Genomic DNA, 21,714 nt, shown 5'->3' with positions numbered 1-21,714 from the left:
GTAAATTAAATAAATATATAAAAAAATAGCCTCGATATTCATCGAAGCTATTAATAATATGCATAATATTCATTTTATTCGTATCTTAATGCATCAATCGGATTCATGTTTGCTGCATGCTTTGCTGGTGAGTATCCAAAGAATACGCCTATGGCCATAGAGAATCCTACCGACATGTATATACTTGCAATTGAAACCTCAGGTGTATAACCCATAAAGTGAGCAGCTATATTTCCAAGTAATAATCCTACCACTATTCCAATCAAGCCACCTATCAGACAAATAATAATAGCTTCGCTTATAAACTGAAGCATTATCATTCCATCAGGGGCACCTAAAGCTTTTCTTGTACCGATTTCTTTGGTTCGCTCAGTGATTGAAACTGTCATAATATTCATTACACCAATACCACCTACAATAAGGGCAATTGCTGCAATCATTGAAATAGCAAGCGTCATCTGATTCATAGTTTTTGTATTCTCTTGAATCATAGTTTGATTGCTATATGCATCCACATAAAACTTATCACCTAATGTGTTTGCCATAACATCTGTCAAATATGTTTTAATCTCTGTAGATAAAGCTACCGCGTCCTGACCTTCTGCTGCAACCACCGTGGCATCAAAGATAGTTTCGTCATGAGAATAATTCCATGCAGTCTTAAGTGGAATATATACATTGGTGCTGATATTTTTATTGCTACCACGCATCATACTGCCTGACTGCTGATACTCATACACTCCTATTACTGTAATATTCATGTATTCATCATTAATATTGACTTCGAACTCTTTTCCAAGCACATCATCTAATGAATAATTAGCTCCAAAAAGCTGCTCTGCAAATTTGTCCGCCACAATAGCAGTATTCTTTCCCTGCTCATATGCAAACTCGTTAAATAGATTGCCGCCTTTAAGCTTTATGTTATTAGCTTTAAAATAACCAGCACTGACTCCTGTAATATCTACATTGGCTTTGTTTGCATCCTTGATGACTGTCCCCGAGCCTGCACTAGCCTCAACAGAGATTGCACTTATCTTGCCCTTAAACTGATTGGCAAGTTTATGAAGTGTTTCCGGAGTGATTTTCATAGTTTGATAATCTGCCTCTGAAAGCTCCTGGTTATAATCAATTGGATTAACGTATATGGTAATGTTTTGAACACCATAGCTTTCCAGCTGCTTTTGTACGCCCTTTGTCATCGAATTGCCCACTGTCATAATAGCAATAACTGCTGCAACACCAATGATAATACCAAGCATTGTAAGAAAAGCTCTCATTTTGTTAGCTTTTATACTAAGCAAAGCAAGCTTACAATTTTCTTTAATCATATCTATTCCTTTCAAGCCACTTAGGCCATCTTTTTTTCAGCAATAATATTTCCGTCGCTAATAGTTACAATTCTCGGAGTCTCTGCTGCAAGTTCATTTGAATGAGTAATGAGCACAATGGTCTTTCCCTGTTTTTCATGAAGCTCGTGGAATATATCCATTACCAGTCTACCTGTTCCCGAATCGAGAGCACCTGTTGGCTCATCTGCCAGAATAATATCAGGGTCATTCGCCATAGCTCTTGCTATAGCTACACGCTGCTTCTGTCCACCTGATAGCTCGTCAGGAGTATGGTGCATACGTTCTTCCATTCCTACCATTTTCAAAAGCTCAATAGCTCTTTTTCTGCGTTGCTTTTCTGGAACACCTGCATATAGCATTGGCATTTCCACATTTGCAATAGCATCTGTTCTAGCTATTAGATTGTATGTCTGAAAAACAAATCCTATATGCTTGTTTCTAAGAGCTGATAATGCCTTATTAGGGGCCTTTGAAATATCAATCCCATCAAGAATATATTCTCCCGAAGTCTGTCTATCCAAAATACCTAGAATATTCATCAGAGTACTTTTACCAGAACCTGATTGGCCAACAATGGAAACGAACTCTCCTTTGTGAATATCCAAATCTATTCCATGCAAAATCTCCAGCTCATTTGGAGTTCCAATATAATAGCTTTTTCTTATATTTTTTGCAGATAATAAAATATCATTACTCAAAATATATTCCTCCATCAGTTCCCATTGACTCTAATGTTGCATCGGCGCTGTTTTCATCCATATCAGACTCAACTATCATTTCACCTTCCTTAAGGTCGCCACCTGTAATCTCTGTATAGAAGTCATCTGAAATTCCTGTTGTCACTGTAACGTTCTTTGTGCTTCCGTCTTTTGTCTGAATCACCACATACTTGCTTCCATCATCTGCAGTCTTGATATCTGATGATGGCACAGCAATTGTATTTTCAGAAGATGCAGTAATAAATGTCATTTTGGCTGTCATGCCAAGGCGTAGATTTTCATTGGAATCATCTATCTGTACGTCTACTCTGTATGTAGCTCTGCTCTTTGATACAGAAGCTGTAGTAGATGTTGCATCTGTAGTTTTAGTGCTGTTCTTTGTAGCTGTAGGTGAAACAAACACAACTGTACCGTTTAATACCTCATCTCCAGTAGCATCTGTTTTAATCTGTACCTTCTGTCCCACCTGGATGCTTGGAATCTGTGCCTCATCAATATCAGCTGTTGCCTTTAAGCTTGTAACATTATCTATTACAACTGCATCTGTTCCACTGTATGTCTGGCCCTTTACTATATTTACATTAGTAACTGTTCCATCCTGTGATGCATATACTGTTGCCTTTGAAAGCTCTTCTTGGGATTTTTCAATCTCCTGCTTTGCCGATAAAGTATTTGACTGTGCACTAAGCTCATTGGATTTAGCAGCCTGTGCCTGTGTATATACATTTGAGTTAGCAGACTCTGTTGTGTTATTTAAGCTAGACTGAGCAGATTCTACAGAACGATTTGCAGAGTTGACAGAATCTGATGCAGACTGAACTGACTGTCTTGCCGACTCTGTAGCTGACACTGCACTATCATATGCACTCTTTTTGCTGTCATAATCACTTTGAGCTGTAGCAAGCTCTGTTTTCGCTGTCTCTAAATCTGTCTTTGCCTGAGTAAGCTGATTGTTTAATTCTGTAGGATCTTCTGCACTGGCAATCTGAGTCTCTAAATCAGTAATCTTTGCATTTAAGTCATCAACCTTCTTCTGTGCAGCTGCAAGTGTTGCACTGGCTGAATCCTTAGCTCTCTCTGCTTCATTTTCACTGTTGCTTGCAGTTGTAAGGTTATTATCTGCGTTCTTTTTATTTCTGTTTGCAGTGTTCTGGTCCTGCTGTGCAGATTCAAGATTTCTATTTGAATCATTTATCTGAGTTGCCCCGTTACGCTGTGCATCTGTAAGAGCTTGATTTGCATTCTGCTGTGCAATTTCATTTTGCTGATTCTGAATGTTAAGAGCCTGCTGCTGATATGAAAGTGTCTGTTCCATAGTTGTCATATCAAGCTTGTAAAGAGGATCGCCTTTTTTTACTACATCTCCTACCTTTACATATACTTCCTCTACGGGATATGAGCTTGTAGTTGTAGCAAACTGTCCGCTTTCCTCTGCAGAAATAATTGTTCCTGTAGCGCTAAGTGTCTTCTCAATATTCTGCTTTGTCACTTCAATCGTAATAGCTTCGCTGTCAGCTTCATTTTCCTTAGCCTTTACATATTTAAATCCGGCCACACCTGCAACAGATGAAATAACAAGAGCTGCAATTATCATGCAAGTTACAACCTTTTTATTAAGTATCTCTTTTAGTTTCAATTCTTTTCCCTCCATGTGATTTCTATCAACAGATGCTATTGTGCCATTTGATTCTTAAGAAATACCTTAAGTAAATCTAAAGAAATCTAAAGATATGACTTTTTACTATTTATTCACAGCTTTTGTGTTACTATACAAACAGATAAAGCTATCTTTTTATAGGAGTGAATATGGGAAATCAAAAGATACTGGTTGTTGATGACAACGAGGAAATAAGAAATATTCTACATATATTATTAGAAAGTGAAGGCTATCAGATTCTTGAAGCTTCCGATGGAGAGACTGCACTTACTATGGTGGACGACTCTATCGATTTAATCATCCTTGATATTATGATGCCAGGCATTTCTGGTCTGGATGTGTGCAAGAAAATTCGAGAAACATATCAAATGCCAGTACTCTTTCTTACAGCAAAAGGAACTGACTCTGATAAGTCTCTTGGCCTTCTTATAGGGGCCGATGATTATCTTGCCAAACCTTTTTCACATAGTGAGCTTACTGCCCGTGTAAAATCCATGCTCCGTCGCTACTATGTATATCAGGGCAAAAAGGAAGCTGTCTCAGACAACTACTACACTTATAACATTTTTAAAGTGGCAAAGGACAGAAATGAAGTCTTTGTTATCAGCCCAGATGGACAGGAAACATCTATTGATTTGTCTGAGTTGGAATACCAGATTTTCAAGCTTTTAATAGAAAGCCCGGGGCGTGTTTTCCCAGCCCAGCTTATATACGAAACTATATGGAATGAGCCATACTTCTACAGTTCAAATGCTACTATCATGGTTCATATCAGAAATCTTCGCACCAAAATCGAGGATGATCCATCAAATCCTGTTCATCTTCTTACAGTATGGGGAAAGGGATATAAACTACAATGAAAAAATTAAAGAAGGTCTTTTCTAAATCCTTATATCTTGAACTATGGCTATCCATAGTTGTTTCCTTGGTGATTGGTGGAATATCATTCTTTTTACTACAGCATGCCAACGACCTAATTTATTATTCAAAGTGGGCAGATGATGTCTACATTCCTAGCAAATTAGAATCGTCAATCGCAGATTTTCAGGAATATATTGATGAAAACCAAGTATCTAGCGAAGATAAAACATTGATTTATAAATGGTCGCAATCCCACCCACTTATGTACTTTTATTTAGAGCGTGATGGTGTGATCATTTACAATTTCTACGTGGACTATTCCTATGATTCAGCATCAGATATATCAGAAGCTGATGCTGAGCTAATAGAGGAATCATATGAATATAATCCTTATGTATACGACTATACAATTACGCTGATTGATGGTGACTGTCAGATGCATGTATTTGAAGACTTCAAATACGACTTATATTCAAAAATCCAGTTTGCAAATATCGTAGTAAGTGCATTAATAATAATTATTATGATTACTATACTGGTACGTAAGAAAATCAAATATATTAATGAGGTTACTTCTGGTATTGAAATCCTTGCCGGTGGAGATTTAAGCTATCGTATTCCCGTTAGAGGAAACGATGAGATATCAAATGTTGCAGACAACATTAATTCAATGAGTATAGCTGTTGCAAACCAAATAGAAAATGAAAAGAAAGCAATACAGGCTAACAACAGCCTTGTCACAGCACTATCTCACGACTTGCGGACTCCTCTTACCACACAGATGGGCTATTTGGAAATATTAAAAGAACACCATTATCATTCAGAAGAAGAAATGGATAAGTATGTAAATACCGCATTGGATACTTGCTTTCAGATTAAAGAAATGTCAGATAGGCTTTTCGAGTACTTCCTTGCATTTGATCCTCATCCTGAGCGTTCAAAGGAAACACTCTCCTGCTATGATGGAATTGATTTCCTGATGCAAATAATAAGCGAATTATCACTTCCACTAATAGAGCAAGGTTTCACCTTTGAGTATGGTGAACCAACTGAAGCCTTTAAGATTAACGTAAATACGGATGATATCTTAAGAGTATTCAACAACGTATTTACGAACATAGATAAATATGCTGATGAAACTGAACCTGTTCATGTTGGACTAAAGTGTGACAAGGAATTTGCTATACTTTCACTCTCCAACAAAATTCGTTCAGTTCCAAGAAAAAATGAAAGTGCCAAAATCGGTCTTATCAGTATCAATAGCCTAATGAAAAGACAAGGTGGTTCTAGCGTAACTAAAACCACCTTGGATACATTCACTATTGAATTGAAATTTCCTATTTACCAGCACGCCTAGTTCTTTTGATAGAGGTCCTTTTCTTAGGACCTCTTCTTTTTGGAGAATGTGCTTTTCTAAAGGCTGCAATCTCAGCCAACAGCTTTTCATAATCTCTTTCAAATAAGAGCTCACTAATCTCATGACTAACATCTGCAGGGTCGACCTTTTTCGACTCTATAATCTTTTTGCGAACAGCCGGTTTACTCAACGTCTTGTATTCTGGCATTCCCAGTCTTTGTAAAAGGATTCCTAATTCAGGCCTCCATAGCAATTCCAGCTTTCTATTAAGCTTTACCTTTTTATTGTATTCAGGCTTTCTCAAAAAATAGAAATCAGGCTTTTCATCTACTTCATCAACTGTAATAATCCCCCAATAATCTGGAACATGCTCCTCCACATGCATTGCATGACTTGAGCCAACTACCACTATGTTGTAATCGAAGTATTTATCATAGTCTTTTATCTGACCTTCAAGCCTTGTATAGGTGTCCGCATCAGATTTTATTTCTATTCCTACAAGAGCATCGGTAATTATCATAATCACATCTGCCCTTGATCTTCCCATCATCTTTTCCTCGATGATTCGTGTTTTACCGTAGGATTCCTCTAAAAACTCGAATAGTGGCTCCCTTATATCTTTATCTTTTAACATTAAAGTGCCTCAATCTGTTCTAGTATTTGGGAGGCATCTGCATTAAACTCAGTAATTTCTTTGCCAAATGAGGAATCATAGTATTTACCAAACAGCTCATCATATTCATCCTGGCTGGCCAATTCCTCTCCATTTATCTCCCAATAAGAAATTATCGCATTTCCGTTTTCATCAAAGCTATCCTCTGCCCATGGATCAAGTGGTCCCTGAGTACAATAAGCAATATTAATCCAATAACCATCCTTGATTGCCACCACACTGTTGTATGTATTTGCATCCACATGCTCTGTAGCTAATAACACATTGTCGCCTTCCACATATGAAACAGAATCAATCTGTCCACTCAGTAGGTTTACTGTAGAGCCAGTAAATGTGGCTATTACTATATCTGAATCATCAACTTTGTAAATAAGCTCTGGAACATCATCAGAATCTACATAAATCAGAGAAAAACTAACGCTATCCTCGCTACTCAAATCCTCTACTAAAGCCTTATAGCCCTCTTTCCAGGATGCAAACTCACTTACCTCTGAGGCACCTGATGCCCTATAATTAGCACCTACTCTATCATCAAGCTCAAAGGCTGCATTGTATTCATCGGAGTAATTGTATCCCTCTACTACCTCTATAGTTGGAAGATTTTCAGATTCTGAGTTTGCAGAGTCATCTTTATTTTCAGTTGCTTCACTTTCAGATTTACTCTCATCAAGGGCATCAGCCAACTCTTCTGGCTCAACCTCTCCTGAAACATTATCTTTTCCACAGGCAATCATGCTGGCCGCAATTGTAACGCACAACGTAAATACAAATAATCTTTTTCTCATGTCTTGTCCCCCTAGTTTTTGCTTTTGCAACAATTATAACTCAGTGAGTTTCGGAAGTCGAACATGGATATAGAGGGGATTCGATTCTCGCCTGCAGTTTGATTGAATATAGAATCCCCCTCTCGCTACGAAAAAGAAAAAGCACAGACATTAGTCTGTGCTTCCTTTTTCGTAGCGAGAGGGGGATTCGAACCCTCGACACCGCGGGTATGAACCGCGTGCTCTAGCCAACTGAGCTATCTCGCCATATTTATTAAATTAAATGGGACCTACAGGGCTCGAACCTGTGACCCTCTGCTTGTAAGGCAGATGCTCTCCCAGCTGAGCTAAGATCCCAGAGCTATTAGCGTTTACCGCTTCAAGCGACTTCATAAAGATAACAAAACAAGTCCCCAATGTCAACATAATTATTAATTTTCGCAATATTTTTACTATTTAGAGGAATTACCTGAAATATGTACATCCATAAAATAAGAAAAGCAGACCTAAAAGTCTGCTTTTGTTTTAGAAATATGACATTGTACCTTCCAAATCAATATGTTTTGCCTGGAGATCTTTTAATTCAAAAACGATTCCTTCACAATACTTTTCGTCGTTGATTCTTGTGCGGCGGCCAATCATTCTGAAATGTGCTACTGGGAAAGATGTTTCGTAGCTCCAAGAGTAATCTGGATTTCCACCCTTTTCTCCCTTGCAAAGGCCCTTCCAAAATGCCTTGATTGTATTTGGGCTTTCATAGTCCACATACATCATCTCGTTTTCTTCAGAGAGATCATCACCCTCTTCGTATGTAGCACCCTCAAACTGGATAACAGTATTTAAACTGCCATAGCCAATAACAAGGCCATTCACTCTTGCCTCTTCAATAAGAGATTCCTCTACATCTGAAAGACCATAGTGACATCCCTGAAGCTTCTCAGCTAATTCTTCTTTTGTCATAGTCAAACTCCCTCACTTTGATTTTCACATATCACTAATAATACATTACTAGATTTTAGTTAAAAAATCTATGCCCATTTCTCCATAATATTTTGAACCAATTTTACACATTCTGCTGCATCAGCCGAATATCCATCTGCGCTAATCTCATCCTTGAAGGATTCGTTTATACATGCTCCACCAATAATAATCTTAGCTCTACAGCCCTTTTCCTTAGCGAGCTTAACCACATCGTCCATTCGCATCATTGTGGTGGTCATAAGGGCAGACAGACCAATTATATCTGCATCAACCTCTACTGCCTTATCAATGATTGTGGCTGCTGGCACATCCTTGCCTAAATCAATTACGTTGAAGCCGTAGTTTTTAAGCATAAGGGCTACCAAGTTCTTTCCAATATCGTGAATATCACCCTCTACTGTGGCAATAACAACCGTCGCCTTTGCTTCAGTAGAATCGCTGGCAAGAAGTGGTTCTATGTGCTTCATTCCCACTTCCATCGCATTTGCTCCCGCTATTAGTTGTGGCAAGAAATACTTCTTTTTATCATATAAATCACCTACTACGTTTATTCCCTTAATAAGGTGATTTTCGATGATTTCCTGTGGCTCCATTCCAGCATCTAAAAGCTTTTGTATTTCAGAAACTATCTGGTCCTTTTTTCCTTTTATAACACACTCAGCCACTGGACTTTCTGAAGATGTAGTGCTGGTTTCCGGCTTTGCCCCAGCTGCGCTACCACTAGTGGCTCCTCCCGCTGTCATTGATAACACTGGCAGTGATGCATATTTTTCCAACGCCCCAGGCTTGTTCATAAGTGTATCTGCTGCTGCAGCCTGATACATAAGCATATCCTGGCTTGGATTTGCAATAGCCATAGTAAGGCCTTTGCTGACAGCTATGGTAAGATATGTGGCGTTTACAAACTGTCTATTAGGCATTCCAAATGATATGTTGGACAAACCGCATACTGTAGGAAGTCCCAACTCATTCTTGCAGTATTCTATGGTTTCAAAGCACTGTAATCCTGCTGTACCTTCAGCACCAACTGTCTGAACCAGCACATCTACCACTGCTGCATCCCTATCTAGTCCAATAGCTTCTGCTGCATTAAGAACAGTGGCAATATGCTCTTTCTTTTCTTCCATATCCTTTGGAAGTCCCGCTCCCGACAATGGAAGTGTGATAAACATAGCTCCATATTTCTTTGCAAGCTTGAGCATTGGCTCCATCTTTTCTTTTTCAGCAGATATAGAGTTAATGAGAGCACGTCCTGGATATATGCGAAGCGCAGCCTCCATAACATCCACATGGCTGGTATCCAAACATAAAGGTAAATCAACTGCTGATGTTACCTCATAAATACTATCAAGCATCATCTGCTTCTCATCGATGCCATTCATACCCATATTTACGTCGAGAATGTTGGCTCCCTTTTCTTCCTGCTCTCTTGCAAAATCCACAACCATGGATAGAGAGCCTGAAAGTAGGCTAGCCTGGAATTTCTTTTTGCCTGTAGGATTGATTCTTTCACCGATAACCATAAATGGTCCGTCTAAATCAATCCAGGTATTCATGCGCTCAGAAGTAACAACCCTCATAGGCTTCTTTTCAATCTGATGCTGTTTTTTATCCTTCAAACGAGAAACCAGAGCTGATATGTGCTCCGGTGTAGAACCGCAACATCCACCAAAGAGCCATGCTCCTGCTTCATAAAGCTTTTCGCAAGCATCTGCAAAAGCATCAGGGCTCATCTTGTAAACAGTCTTGCCATCCTCAAGCTCAGGTAAGCCAGCGTTTGGCTTTACAATAATAGGGATGTTTGCAACTGCCGCCATCTGCTGAACAAGCTCTAGAATAGCATCAGGGCCAGTGCTGCAATTCATTCCCACACAATCTACACCCATTGACTGAAGAACAATCATGGCTGTATCTGGTGATGTTCCATACAGTGTCTTTCCATCTGGATTAAATGTAAGAGAAACAATGATTGGTAAATCACATGATTCCTTGATAGCAAGAACTGCTGCACGACACTCCTGAAGGCTCATCATAGTTTCAACTACGAAAAGATCTACACCTTCCTGAAGAATAGCTTCCACCTGTTCCTTATAGCAGTCTACTAAATCCTCAAACATAAGATCTCCAAGAGGATATAGCTGCTTACCTGTCATAGAAATATCTGCTGCAACAAGGCCTTTATCCCCTGCAACCTCCCTTGAGAGACGGACAAGCTGCCTGTTCATCTCCACAAGCTTGTCCTCTAACCCATATTCTGCTAGCTTGATTCTAGAGGCTGTGAAAGTAGGTGCCAACACAATATCTGAACCTGCATCAAAATAAGCCTTTTGCAATTCCTGAATAGCCCAAGGATTATCAATAATCCATTTTTCTGGACATACTCCTGCAGGCATTCCCCTTTTTTGAAGCTCAGTACCTGTAGCCCCATCAATAAATACAATTCTCTTTTCAAGTAACTCTCTAAAATCCGCTCTAGTCATTATTTCTCCTCTTAAAAACCCGCTTAACTCTAGTCTCTTAAAATTGTTCCACCACCAAGTACTACATCGCCATCATAGAAAACAGCTGCCTGACCTGGAGTAATTGCTCGCTGTGGCTCATCAAAAACAACCTTTGCTGAAGTTGCATCAATACGCTCAACTGTGCATGGCTGCTCAGTCATACGATAGCGAACCTTGGCCTTGCATTTAAATGTAGGTCTGTCGTCTGTTGGATCAATCCAGTTGATGTTCTTAACAATAGTGGTTGTTGTAAATAAATCTTCGTTTTTACCAAGGATTACTCGATTGTTCTTTACATCAAGAGCTGTTACATAAAGAGGATGCTCTGCCGAAATACCAAGCCCCTTACGCTGTCCTATTGTGTATCCAACAATACCCTTGTGTGTACCCATAACATTGCCATCCTGGTCCACAAAATCACCTGGTGCATATTTCTTACCTGTAAATCTCTTCAAGGCTGAAACATAATCGCCATCTGGTACAAAGCAAATATCCTGACTGTCAGGCTTGTTTGCATTTATAAAATCATGACTCTCTGCAATCTTTCTAACCTCATCCTTAGAAATCTCACCTAATGGGAATTCAGTGTGTGCTAATTCATTTTGAGTCATTGCATATAATACATAGCTCTGATCCTTGTTTGAATCCAGTCCCTTAAGAAGCTGATAACCATTATCAGTCTTTCTTATTCTTGCATAGTGTCCTGTAACTATTTTCTCACAGCCAAGAATCTCAGCCCTTCTATAAAGCTCATCAAACTTCATATGCTTGTTACATTCAATACAAGGATTAGGTGTCATACCATTTTCATAGCAATAGATAAAATCATCTATTACAGTTTCTCTGAATTTATCCTGGAAATTGAAGGTATGATGTGGCATGCCTAATCTACGTGCTACGGATTTTGCATCCTCCACATCATCAAGGGAACAGCAAGTATGTGAGCCACACACCCCTATATCCTCATTGGCATACAGCTTCATTGTACATCCAATGCATTCATATCCTTTTTCCTTCATCATTAAAGCAGCGACACTACTATCTACTCCGCCACTCATTGCTATAAGTGCTTTCATTTTTCCTCCAAAAACTATTCGTCTTTAATATTTCCTCGACTTACATTGTCGCTAATAATTGCATCAACCACTTCGAAAAGCTTTTTCGAACCTAAAGCTGTCTTGTCCTGTCTGCCATGTACCTGTGTAGAAGTGACTCCATGCTTGCGCCAATCTTCTCCACCATTGCTATTATTGAGCATTAGTGGCTGTACATTATCCATTGCACGAGCAAACTTGGCCTCTGCTGTTTCATAGGCTTCGAATTCTTCAAAAAGAGACATCAATTCCTTTGCCTGATCCTCTGGAAGCATTCCGAATATACGATTCTTAGCGGCTTCCTCTCTGGCAGCTTGTGTCTTTTTATTTTCCTCATCATAGGCATAGGTATCACCTGCATCAATCTCCACAATATCGTGAATCAAGCACATCAGCATTACTTTGCCTATATCAACTGGTTCATTTGAATATTCTCTAAGAAGATACGCCATAATGGCCATATGCCAGGCGTGCTCAGCATCATTTTCATTTCTGCCATTGCCCGACAAATGAGTTTGTCTAAATATGTTCTTCTCTTTATCTATTTCTAATGCAAAATCTAATTGTTTTTTAAGTCTATCGTCCATTTTAATATATCTCCTATCAATTTAGTAGATAAATCTATTATGGGATAGAATAAAATAAAACTCTAGTCTTTTCAACATAAAATCATTTCAAAAAATACCACAATTTTCACAAAGTAGGCACAAATATTAAATAGAATAAGTAATAATCCTTATACAATGTTATTTCTATAGGTAAGATATGGGTAACAATTTATATTCACTACTAAAACAAACAGCAAATTTATCTTCTCTTCCATGCACAATCATGTCCGTAGAGAAAAAATCTGATGGCACCTGTGGTGATATTCGTTTTTACGCCATAAACGATATCTTCAAAAGAAGCTACTACGACATGTTTATGGAGCAGGAAGGTAATACTAAAACTACCTTTGAAAATTTTGACGAGGTAATTGAAGGACAATTGTATACTGCTCATCTTCCTAAGGAACCAAAATTCGAAGACATATGCTTTAGAGCTGCCTGGGGAAATGAGCATATTCACACATATGTAGATACTACTAAAATTTATGGCTACTGGACTGAGGACATTTTGTTTCCTGTGAACTGTGCGCACGGAGAAAATGTTGCCTATTGCCAGTTCATGTACACTCTTAATAAGGAAATGGATACTGGAAAATTCAGTGCTGTATCACCTGATATTTCCAGCTTTGTAATTAAAGCTTGCCTGGAAATGAGAAATGAAAATGCATTCTCAACAAGCATGGACATAATTACAAAGGACTTGAGAGAATATGTGGATTCAGAGTCTGCTTGTATTCTGACTGTAGATTACGACCAAAAGAATTTTGAAATCATAAGCGAATCTGTAAGAGACAACGCTTACTGTATCAAGGAAATCTTTTCCCATTTCCCATTTGATATAGTTGGTTGTTGGCAAACTCTTCTTTCAGAAACCAACAATATAATTATTCAAAACGAGCAAGATATGAACCTCTACGAAGCGAAAGCTCCTGCCTGGCTAAAAACATATAAAGATGCAGGCGGTCAGGCTCTTTGCCTTATGCCATTTATTCATCATGGAAATATAATAGGCTATCTTTATATATCAAATTTTGACACTTCAGAAATGACTAGAATCAAAGAAACTTTGGAGCTCATTTCATTTTTCCTGACAGCCGAAGTTGCCAATCACATGATTCTAGAAAAGCTGGAATATCTCAGCAACGTAGATGTGCTTACAGGTGTTTTAAACAGAAACTGCATGAACGTCAATGTGGATGAGCTTTCCCTTAAGCTGAAGCTGGATCCCAAACCATTTGCAGTGGCCTTCTGTGATCTAAATGGTTTAAAAACAATAAACGACCATGGCGGACACAATTCAGGGGATGAATTATTAAAGGATGCTGCCAAGGTGCTTAAGGAAGTTTTTATAGGTGATCAAATATATCGAGCAGGCGGTGACGAATTCGCCATCATATCCCTTAATAGCACAGAAAGGAAATTTTTAGAAAAGCTTGCCCTATTACGACAAAAGGCCTGTGATCCTGATTGGTTAAATTTTGCTATAGGACATTATTACGATGCAAATAGCGGAAATCTTCGACTGGCAATGAGATATGCAGATGAAAACATGTACGAGGATAAAAATGCCTTTTACGAAGCCTATCCTGATAAACGTAGATAATATACGAAAGGTGACATACTATGAATACAAACAGAATTGTGAATGAAAACTTTTATGATGAATACCAGTACTTTGATTCCGTGTTGGCAAAACGTTTTAAAATCGAGGAAAACGGTGTAGTCAGATACGTAAAAGAAATGAAAAATGCCGTCATCGATGTGCGAGATGTTTTACCAGAGTGGGATCCTACAATCGCCCGCTTACAGAAAATGAAAGTTCGCTACGACAGTCTCGACAATGCCGAAAGCAGTTTTGATGACTTCCAAGGCAAAGATGAGGATGTGGTTTGGATTAAGGTATTCCTTACCAAGCTAGAATCCCATGCAGATCCTCTTTCAAAATACAGCAAACTGGAATTTACCTATAAGAAACGTAAAAAGAGCTTTTTCCAAAAACTAAAAGCACTATTTAGCTAAAATAAAAACCAATCCCCATTGCAGGGATTGGTTTTATTATTATCTTCATTAAATTGTAAATGAATCTTTAATATCTCTAAGCTCGTTAGAGTTTTCTTCTGTCTCGCCTACAACCTTTACAACACCGTCAGAAAGCATTGCTACATCAGTTGCTTTTTCTGCCACTGTTGTTACCGCTTCTGCCGCCTCACCTACAGTCTTAGAAATCTCATCAACTGAAATAGAAATTGCTGTGGTAGACTCCTGAAGTTCTCCAATCTTTTCTGATATATCGCCTAATACATCTGAGAAATTCTCTGCATCAAGCTTGTAGTTATCTGCCATCTTAAGGAAGCTATCATAATCGTTTGCAACATCTTTTTCTATATATCCAAGTGTTCTTGTAAGACACTCATTCATTAAGTCTACAGAATTCTGAACCTCAGATACGATTTCCATAATACCAGCAACTGTATCGCTAGACTGAGTTGCAAGTCCACCGATTTCTGTAGCTACAACTGCAAAGCCTTTTCCTGCCTCGCCTGCACGAGCTGCTTCAATTGATGCATTTAAAGCAAGCAGATTTGTCTGGCTGGCAATATCCTGAATTGCCGCTGCAAGAGAATTAACCTTCTCAACAGCTTTTGACTTTTCAAGTGCTTCCTGTCCCTGTGCATTAATCTCTTCGTACATTCTTTCAGTCTTTTCCTTGGCTGCAACAGTTTCATCATAGACTGCACTTGCTTTCTTTCTGGTCTCTTTTGCATTGTCTGCACCGACCCTAACTTCATCAGCAATAGCATCAGCATTCTCTTTGATTACAACTGTTCTTTCACTGATTACGTCTGTGGTAGCACTTGTTTCCTGCATACTAGCTGCAAGCTCCTCAGATGTGGCTGAATTGTCTGCATTAGCAGAATCGATTTCAGCGGTAATATCCTTAAGTCTAAGAGCATGTCCTTCCAAATCAACAGAAGTATTGGCAATACGCTCAACTATATTTCGAAGACTCTCTTCCATCTCTCCTACAGCTCTAGCCATAGTTCCAGTTTCATCCTTCTTATGCTCAATAACTTCCAACTCATCACTTGAAGAGAAATCAAGCCTTGAAACACTACCAATAACATTTGTAATAATCTTGATTGGCCCAGTTATGCCTTTGGCAGCAGTAATACCTATAATAAGCACAACCACACCAACTATACATGATAAGAGAATTCCAAGATTTCTAATCTGGTTAATCTCTGCCATAATCTCTGACTCATTTGCCACGCAAACTGTCACCCAGCCAGCTGACTCTATTACCTGATATGAACTATATTTAGCAACGCCATTCTCATCTACATAATGAATAATACCACTTGGTACATACGAACCGGTTGGTATTTGTGCCAGTATATTTTTCACATCCTCATTAAATACCTCTGTTCCGATTTTATCTTCCTTCTTGTGATACAAGAAAATGCCATCCTGATCTACAACATAAATAGAGCTAGAATCTATACCATTTAAGCCTCTACCTTCAAAAATAGGTTTAAGCACTTCATAATCTACTCCTTCAAGTCCCTTTGCTGCAATTTCCTGCTCTACAATTTCCGAGCATAGAGTGGCCAAATCCTGCATATTATTTTCGTTGACTTTCTGGATAGTAGCCTTTGCTCTTGGAATGATATAAGCAATATTGAGAACAAAAAATGCAATAACACTGATTATTATCAATGTGAGAATCTTCACGTAAATCGAATGAAGATTAAATCCTGCCTTAGTAGACTTTTCCATATAATACTCCTTTCAATATATATATTTATTTCCCAAATTATTTTTATATTGCGAACAACATTATTATATATGGATACTGTATATATTTTGTGTTTTTTTTATAAAAAATGAGACATTCTTCCATGAATGTCTCATTTTAATATCTTTATTTATGATTTTACTGTATTTCTACCTCAACTTTATCAACTCCACCACAATCTGTTGGCCATAGTAGTAAGGATTTTATTTCTGAAATATCAATAACTCTATCAAAACAACTTGCACATACTGCATATTCCTCAGTATCATCTGTAAATCCACTAGAGCCTCCGTTTCCAACATAAGGAAGTCTAGTACCATCTTTCATAACAAAACCTGTAAATTCAGGTATTCCGGTGCCGTCCTCACTAGCCTCTACCTTTCCATTAACCTTATAGTTCACTGTTATTGATACAGGTGATATATCTATAGTTGTGATTGTAAAATTGCTTTCAGGTACATCTTTATTTACTGTTATTGTCTGGGCGTTGCTAGTGGTTGGAAGCTGTAATTCAAAGCTCCAATTACCTTTTACTTGCGCCTCATACTCGGCTTTACCAGGATATATTCCAAGTGAAGAAAATTCCACATGTAGGGTATTTCCTGGTATTGTATTTAATCCATCTACCGCCTGAATTTGGATTACGTATTCCAAATCTCCATTCTCATCCAAGTAATGACCAATAAATCCATCCTGCTCAAGTGGCGATCCATCCTCATAAACACCCATGCCATTATCATCAATTATAATTCCATCATAGAAGTAGCTGCTTCCATTTACCCATGAAGACTCTGAATCTTTCTCATCACCTAAATAATAATCTACATCTACCCCTGGCTCTTCTTTATCAGAAATGCTAAATCCTGAAACTTTAAATGATACATATGCAAATTTATCATCGGCAACTACTGTGTCGGGAGCTATAGTGATTCCCTGATCTGTCACTTGATATGAAGAATAATCAGTAAGCTCAGGATATACGATAGCCTGTCCCTGTTCAGTTAAAGTCTGCTGCTGCACATCAGAAGATTTTAGAGCACCACTCATTCCTCTTCCCCAGAAATGATGTATAGCTGCTGCAGCTGTGGCTGTTGCTAGAAGAGCAAAACAAATACATGCAACAAATGATAATCTCTTATGAAATATTACAACCTTTTTTCCCTCTGAATATCTATATGCTTTTGCTAATACTGTATCGTCAATCCCAACCATACTTAAATACAAATCTCTACTTCTCATGATGCTAAATATCCCTCCCTTACTAATGTGCTCTGTAGCTTTCCTCTTAATCTACTAAGCGTCACTGATACATTGTTCTGAGTCATTCCAAACTTTTTAGCAATTGTACTGATATCCTCTGTGTAAAAATATCTACATGAGAAAATATAAGCTTCCCTGTCTGGTAGATTATTTACAAAATCTCTGATAATACGCGAAAGCTCTGCCCCAAGAATTGAGCCTTCAACATCACTTGAATCTGGTATACATTCCTCAAGCTCATCAAGTACTTCCGCTATTGCTCCACCGCCTCTTTTTTTCGCTGTCATATTCTCGAATTTATTAAATGCAATGTTACGAGTAATTTTCCCTAAAAAGATTCTCAAAATCTGAGGTCTTGTTGGCGGAATTCTTTTCCATGCCTTCATATATGTATCATCTAAAGCTTCTTCCACATCCTCTTGGCACTTTAAAATATTTCCTGCTATAGATGCCAGATAATTGCCATACTTAACATCTGTCTCTTCAATTGCACGTTCATTACGATTGAAATATAACTCTATTATCTCCTCGTCTCTCATATTTGCTCCCTTCGAATTGTTATTTGTAGGCCTCACATCTATATAGACAGGAATTAGATTTGTATCTTACAAAAAATAATAAAAAAAATTACTCAACCTATTTTACTATAGGTTGAGTAATTATGACTCATTTTTTATTCAAAGGTAATTACTTCTTCTAAAGCTTTTACAAACTTTTCTAAGCCAAGCTTATCGTCCTCTGAAAATCTATTAAGTTTTGGACTATCAATATCAAGCACGCCCACCACTTTGCCATCCTTATGAATAGGAACAACAATCTCTGAATTAGAAGCGCAGTCGCATGCAATATGTCCTGGAAACTCGTGTACATTTGGTACCACCAAAGTCTCATCATTACCTGCTGCAGTGCCGCACACACCTTTGCCAAGTGCTATTCTAATACATGCAACCTTTCCCTGGAAAGGTCCAAGTAAAAGTGAGCCTTTGTTCATCAAATAAAATCCTGCCCAGTTTAAATCCTCCATAGCATCATATATAAGTGCTGATGCATTTGAAAGAACAGGGATAAAGTTTGGCTCATCCTCTGCAAGTGATTTAATCTGGTCTGCTAGTAAATTATAATCTGTCATTTGTCCTCCTACATTACGCAGCTTCTGCCATCTCTGCCTTCCATGTTGTCATCCTTTACATATCTGGCATTGAATTCCATGTTAATCTCTCGAAGCTCCTTTTTTCCTTCTATGTAATCCTCGTACATCTCAGCAAGGCCTGCCATACATCCATCACAGTTTGCTTCGATATTTCCAAGAGATTCCTTTACAATTTGCTCTCTTTCTTCTTTTGTAGTGTCTTTAATTAAATATGACATAGCGTATCTCCATTAGAATAAATTTAGATTTTGCACAATTATACATCATAAATATAAAAAGAGCCAGAAGCTTTAACTTCTGGCTCAAAGTGTTTTACAAGAACTTTACTGCAGTTCCATAGGCAAGCACCTCTGCTGCTCCCTGCATAACAGATGACGAAGCATATCTCACTCCTACAATAGCATCTGCCCCAAGCTGCTCAGCCTCATCTACCATTCTCTTTGTAGCAATCTGTCTGGCTTCAACAAGCATATCTGTATAGCCTTTAATCTCACCACCAACAAGTGTCTTCATACCAGCCATGAAATCCTTACCAAAGTTTTTAGACTGTACGATAGTTCCCTTTACTACACCGATTACCTCAAACTCCTGTCCTGGAATTGTTTCAATACTTACGAGCTTCATTTATTTCTCCTCCTTCTATTTCCTTTAATCTTTCTTTTAAAGCAAGAAGTGTTCCCACAATCATTGCTCCAAATAACACTATAATAGCAATTACAAATCCAATTGGTGTCTCAGGATCTGTAAATTCGGCCCATCCAATAAAAGCAATCATAGCAACGAAAAATATAATACTCACTGTGGCTGCAATAATTGGGCCTCTCTTTGACTTCTTAATATCAGTTTTATTAACATCCATAAACTTAACGCCCCCTTTCTCAAGTCTCCTCATATCCTCGAGATAAGAATCAGCCTGTAGATTATCAAACTGAACATTGGCTTCTATGATTTCTTTACACATCTCTTTCATGATATCCAGCTCTTTCTGACGATGCGTAAAAAGAGATATGTGGCTATCCAAACAATCTGTCATAGATACCTGTCCTGTTTCCAATTTACGAATATCCTCTATCGGAACATCTAAGCTTCTAAGCAGCTTTATCTTATTTAAAAGCTCCACATCCTTCAGGGAATACTCTCTATATCCATTATCCCTGTTTCGCTCTGGACTAATCAGTCCCTGGTCTTCATAAAAGCGAATATTCTTTTTTGTAATCCCAACTAGTTCTTCTACTTGATTAATCTTCATGCTGTCTCCAAAAACTCTTCTATTAGCCTGTTAATTTCGTCGGGCTTATCCGTATTTGCGTTATGCCCTGCACCTTCAATCCAATGAAGTGGCAATCCTGTGCGAGCATGCCAAGCTCTATTGTACCTTTTAGTAGAGCCTGCCATATCCTTTGTGCCACATATAAGCATGGCAGGGCAAGCAATCTCATAAGGAAGCTCTTCTTCCACAGCCTCTACCAAAATCCTATAGCCACCGCCTGCAAGACGTGAATATCTTTCCTGGTCACCGTCATAGGTCATCATAAACTCCTTCATTAAGGCACGTCCATATTCAGAGGTTGCCACCCCATTTGTTCCCTGCCGTAAAAGAGTTTTCCATGGATAATAGCGATACACCGGAGTCATTCTATGAAGTAACCACAATTCAATTCCTGTATAATACTGCTTTTGCAATGGGGCGGAATCAATCGATACAAACCCGACCACTTTATTAGGAAAAAGCTGCATAAACATCTGTCCCAAATATCCACCCATGGATTGTCCAATAATAACAGGCTTATCGAAACCATTTTCCACAAGGATTTCATTTAACCAAGTAGCCTTATCTGCCAAGGAAAAATCCATATCAAATGGATATGAAGTAGCATGAGCTGGTGCATCCCATACAAACACAGGATACTTCCCTTCAAAACACTCAATCTGCATATCAAATAATCTGTGATCTGCAGTTAACCCAGGTAAAAACACTAGCTGTTTATCCTGACACTCACCATTAGTATTTATCCAATAATGAATATTCCCACATCTTGTACTATAAACCTTTTCGACCATAAACTATTCTCCTAAGGCAATTGTCTGCTCAGCAGAAAATCTCTTATAAACAAATACTGCAATAATAGAAACTATTACAATCAATATAATTTCCACTACTATAATTGGTGCATATCCTGCCACCAAAACAGTTACAAAATCTGCAAAGGCATGTAATGCAATTGATAAGAAAAGTAGCTGAATCTTTCCGTCTTTGACTGCCCTATAAACAATATAGGAAAGTGACAGATGTAATGTAATGGCAACAACTCTCTCTACTCCAGCCATGTAAAAATCCACTGGGCTAGTAGTCCATAAAACCGTAAGCTGATCAATAGTCTGCTGTTTAATATCACTGTCAAATAACTCCAAAGATTTCTCCATTAATCCAGTATTAATCATATAAGCGCTAATCAGATTTGATACAGTAGTCAGTCCTACTATAATCATAGCCTCTATTCCACCGTGACCAACACCGTACATAAATGCATTTTCTTTATTAAGGAGTCGCTTCATAAACAATTTCATTGATATGAAACGACCAACCTCTTCAAAGATTCCAGCTGCAAGTCCACCATAGATGGCTTTTATAAGAATATTTCCAGTTAAAGCTTCACCAAACTGATTAATCATTCCTATATGCAGCAGCTGTTCAAGCACAAGAGCAAATACTACAAATGTAGCAGCTCCTATCCAAAAGCTAATCATTTTTGCTTTTAGCTTGTTCATTGCATATAGCAATAATCCTATTGGCAAACCAAATGAAATTAATAGTGTAAAACACATCCCTATAATAGATGCTAAAGATACTGTTTCCATGTCATCCCTCCCGAGTTAATATTGAGACTTGGCCTTGTCTATGCTTGAAATATAAACCTTCCACAAGGTAGAAGGTCAACAC

The 21,714-nt window shown here is 38.2% G+C and carries 22 protein-coding genes and 2 tRNA genes; 4 read left to right on the top strand and 20 right to left on the bottom strand.

The window, feature by feature from the left end:
• Positions 1-74 precede the first annotated feature (74 nt).
• From BM102_RS12900 to BM102_RS12890, 3 genes are read right to left on the bottom strand one after another with little or no spacing between them, the layout of a single operon-like run.
• Positions 75-1,331, bottom strand: a complete 1,257-nt coding sequence (locus BM102_RS12900) for an ABC transporter permease (RefSeq protein ID WP_090482547.1) — start codon at positions 1,329-1,331, stop codon at positions 75-77.
• A gap of 20 nt (positions 1,332-1,351) precedes the next feature.
• Positions 1,352-2,065, bottom strand: a complete 714-nt coding sequence (locus tag BM102_RS12895) for an ABC transporter ATP-binding protein (protein ID WP_044937620.1) — start codon at positions 2,063-2,065, stop codon at positions 1,352-1,354.
• On the bottom strand, positions 2,043-3,707 hold the full coding sequence (locus BM102_RS12890; protein ID WP_177194973.1) for an efflux RND transporter periplasmic adaptor subunit: 1,665 nt from the start codon (positions 3,705-3,707) through the stop codon (positions 2,043-2,045). The genes BM102_RS12895 and BM102_RS12890 overlap by 23 nt, the downstream gene beginning before the upstream one ends.
• 170 nt (positions 3,708-3,877) lie before the next feature.
• On the opposite strand from BM102_RS12890, the gene BM102_RS12885 reads away from it, so the two are divergent.
• The gene (locus tag BM102_RS12885) at positions 3,878-4,588 is read left to right on the top strand and encodes a response regulator transcription factor (RefSeq protein WP_090482541.1); all 711 of its coding nucleotides are present in this window, start codon (positions 3,878-3,880) and stop codon (positions 4,586-4,588) included.
• A complete protein-coding gene (locus BM102_RS12880) occupies positions 4,585-5,946 on the top strand; it encodes a HAMP domain-containing sensor histidine kinase (RefSeq protein ID WP_090482538.1) in 1,362 nt (453 codons plus the stop codon). The genes BM102_RS12885 and BM102_RS12880 overlap by 4 nt, the downstream gene beginning before the upstream one ends.
• On the opposite strand, the gene BM102_RS12875 is transcribed toward BM102_RS12880, so the two are convergent.
• The 8 genes from BM102_RS12875 to BM102_RS12840 all read right to left on the bottom strand — a co-directional run bounded on the left by BM102_RS12875 (position 5,927) and on the right by BM102_RS12840 (position 12,546).
• Positions 5,927-6,580 (bottom strand): sce7726 family protein, encoded by a 654-nt coding sequence (locus BM102_RS12875; protein WP_090482535.1) that lies wholly within the window; start codon positions 6,578-6,580, stop codon positions 5,927-5,929. The genes BM102_RS12880 and BM102_RS12875 overlap by 20 nt on opposite strands.
• Entirely contained in the window at positions 6,580-7,404 is an 825-nt protein-coding gene (locus BM102_RS12870) for a hypothetical protein (RefSeq protein WP_090482532.1), read from the bottom strand. Before BM102_RS12870 ends, BM102_RS12875 begins: the two co-directional genes overlap by 1 nt.
• 172 nt (positions 7,405-7,576) lie before the next feature.
• Positions 7,577-7,650: transfer RNA gene (locus BM102_RS12865), tRNA-Met, on the bottom strand.
• A gap of 17 nt (positions 7,651-7,667) precedes the next feature.
• Positions 7,668-7,740, bottom strand: a tRNA-Val gene (locus BM102_RS12860).
• 168 nt (positions 7,741-7,908) lie between these two features.
• Positions 7,909-8,343 carry a hypothetical protein gene (locus tag BM102_RS12855; RefSeq protein ID WP_090482529.1) on the bottom strand — a complete coding sequence of 145 codons (435 nt, stop codon included), beginning with the start codon at positions 8,341-8,343 and terminating at the stop codon, positions 7,909-7,911.
• A 68-nt stretch (positions 8,344-8,411) separates the two neighbouring features.
• Positions 8,412-10,844 (bottom strand): homocysteine S-methyltransferase family protein, encoded by a 2,433-nt coding sequence (locus BM102_RS12850; RefSeq protein WP_090482526.1) that lies wholly within the window; start codon positions 10,842-10,844, stop codon positions 8,412-8,414.
• A 29-nt stretch (positions 10,845-10,873) separates the two neighbouring features.
• The gene (gene mnmA, locus BM102_RS12845; RefSeq protein ID WP_090482524.1) at positions 10,874-11,941 is read right to left on the bottom strand and encodes a tRNA 2-thiouridine(34) synthase MnmA; all 1,068 of its coding nucleotides are present in this window, start codon (positions 11,939-11,941) and stop codon (positions 10,874-10,876) included.
• A gap of 14 nt (positions 11,942-11,955) precedes the next feature.
• A complete protein-coding gene (locus BM102_RS12840; RefSeq protein ID WP_090482521.1) occupies positions 11,956-12,546 on the bottom strand; it encodes an HD domain-containing protein in 591 nt (196 codons plus the stop codon).
• 178 nt (positions 12,547-12,724) lie between these two features.
• Here BM102_RS12840 and BM102_RS12835 point away from each other — a divergent pair, with 178 nt between their 5' ends.
• On the top strand, positions 12,725-14,170 hold the full coding sequence (locus tag BM102_RS12835) for a GGDEF domain-containing protein (RefSeq protein WP_090482518.1): 1,446 nt from the start codon (positions 12,725-12,727) through the stop codon (positions 14,168-14,170).
• Positions 14,171-14,190: 20 nt separating this feature from the next.
• The gene (locus tag BM102_RS12830) at positions 14,191-14,586 is read left to right on the top strand and encodes a DUF6548 family protein (protein ID WP_090482515.1); all 396 of its coding nucleotides are present in this window, start codon (positions 14,191-14,193) and stop codon (positions 14,584-14,586) included.
• A 48-nt stretch (positions 14,587-14,634) separates the two neighbouring features.
• On the opposite strand, the gene BM102_RS12825 is transcribed toward BM102_RS12830, so the two are convergent.
• The 9 genes from BM102_RS12825 to BM102_RS12785 all read right to left on the bottom strand — a co-directional run bounded on the left by BM102_RS12825 (position 14,635) and on the right by BM102_RS12785 (position 21,632).
• The gene (locus tag BM102_RS12825) at positions 14,635-16,344 is read right to left on the bottom strand and encodes a methyl-accepting chemotaxis protein (RefSeq protein ID WP_090482512.1); all 1,710 of its coding nucleotides are present in this window, start codon (positions 16,342-16,344) and stop codon (positions 14,635-14,637) included.
• Between the two features lie 157 nt (positions 16,345-16,501).
• A complete protein-coding gene (locus BM102_RS12820; RefSeq protein WP_090482509.1) occupies positions 16,502-17,602 on the bottom strand; it encodes a DUF4179 domain-containing protein in 1,101 nt (366 codons plus the stop codon).
• Complete coding sequence (locus BM102_RS12815) at positions 17,599-18,162, bottom strand: RNA polymerase sigma factor (RefSeq protein ID WP_090482506.1); 564 nt, start codon at positions 18,160-18,162, stop codon at positions 17,599-17,601. Before BM102_RS12815 ends, BM102_RS12820 begins: the two co-directional genes overlap by 4 nt.
• Positions 18,163-18,296: 134 nt before the next feature.
• Complete coding sequence (locus BM102_RS12810) at positions 18,297-18,752, bottom strand: GAF domain-containing protein (RefSeq protein WP_090482503.1); 456 nt, start codon at positions 18,750-18,752, stop codon at positions 18,297-18,299.
• Between the two features lie 8 nt (positions 18,753-18,760).
• Entirely contained in the window at positions 18,761-18,991 is a 231-nt protein-coding gene (locus BM102_RS12805) for a hypothetical protein (RefSeq protein ID WP_015550048.1), read from the bottom strand.
• A gap of 94 nt (positions 18,992-19,085) precedes the next feature.
• Positions 19,086-19,397, bottom strand: a complete 312-nt coding sequence (locus BM102_RS12800) for a YbjQ family protein (protein ID WP_074791971.1) — start codon at positions 19,395-19,397, stop codon at positions 19,086-19,088.
• Complete coding sequence (locus BM102_RS12795; RefSeq protein ID WP_090482500.1) at positions 19,378-20,022, bottom strand: MerR family transcriptional regulator; 645 nt, start codon at positions 20,020-20,022, stop codon at positions 19,378-19,380. The genes BM102_RS12800 and BM102_RS12795 overlap by 20 nt, the downstream gene beginning before the upstream one ends.
• Positions 20,019-20,834, bottom strand: coding sequence for an alpha/beta fold hydrolase (locus tag BM102_RS12790; RefSeq protein ID WP_090482498.1), 816 nt, complete (start codon positions 20,832-20,834; stop codon positions 20,019-20,021). The genes BM102_RS12795 and BM102_RS12790 overlap by 4 nt, the downstream gene beginning before the upstream one ends.
• 3 nt (positions 20,835-20,837) lie before the next feature.
• Positions 20,838-21,632, bottom strand: coding sequence for a YhfC family intramembrane metalloprotease (locus tag BM102_RS12785; RefSeq protein ID WP_090482495.1), 795 nt, complete (start codon positions 21,630-21,632; stop codon positions 20,838-20,840).
• Positions 21,633-21,714: the final 82 nt, after the last annotated feature.

Origin of the sequence: Pseudobutyrivibrio sp. JW11 (assembly GCF_900115355.1) — a bacterium.
GTDB classification, from domain to species: domain Bacteria; phylum Bacillota; class Clostridia; order Lachnospirales; family Lachnospiraceae; genus Pseudobutyrivibrio; species Pseudobutyrivibrio ruminis.
This window is presented reverse-complemented; position numbering and strand designations above follow the sequence as displayed.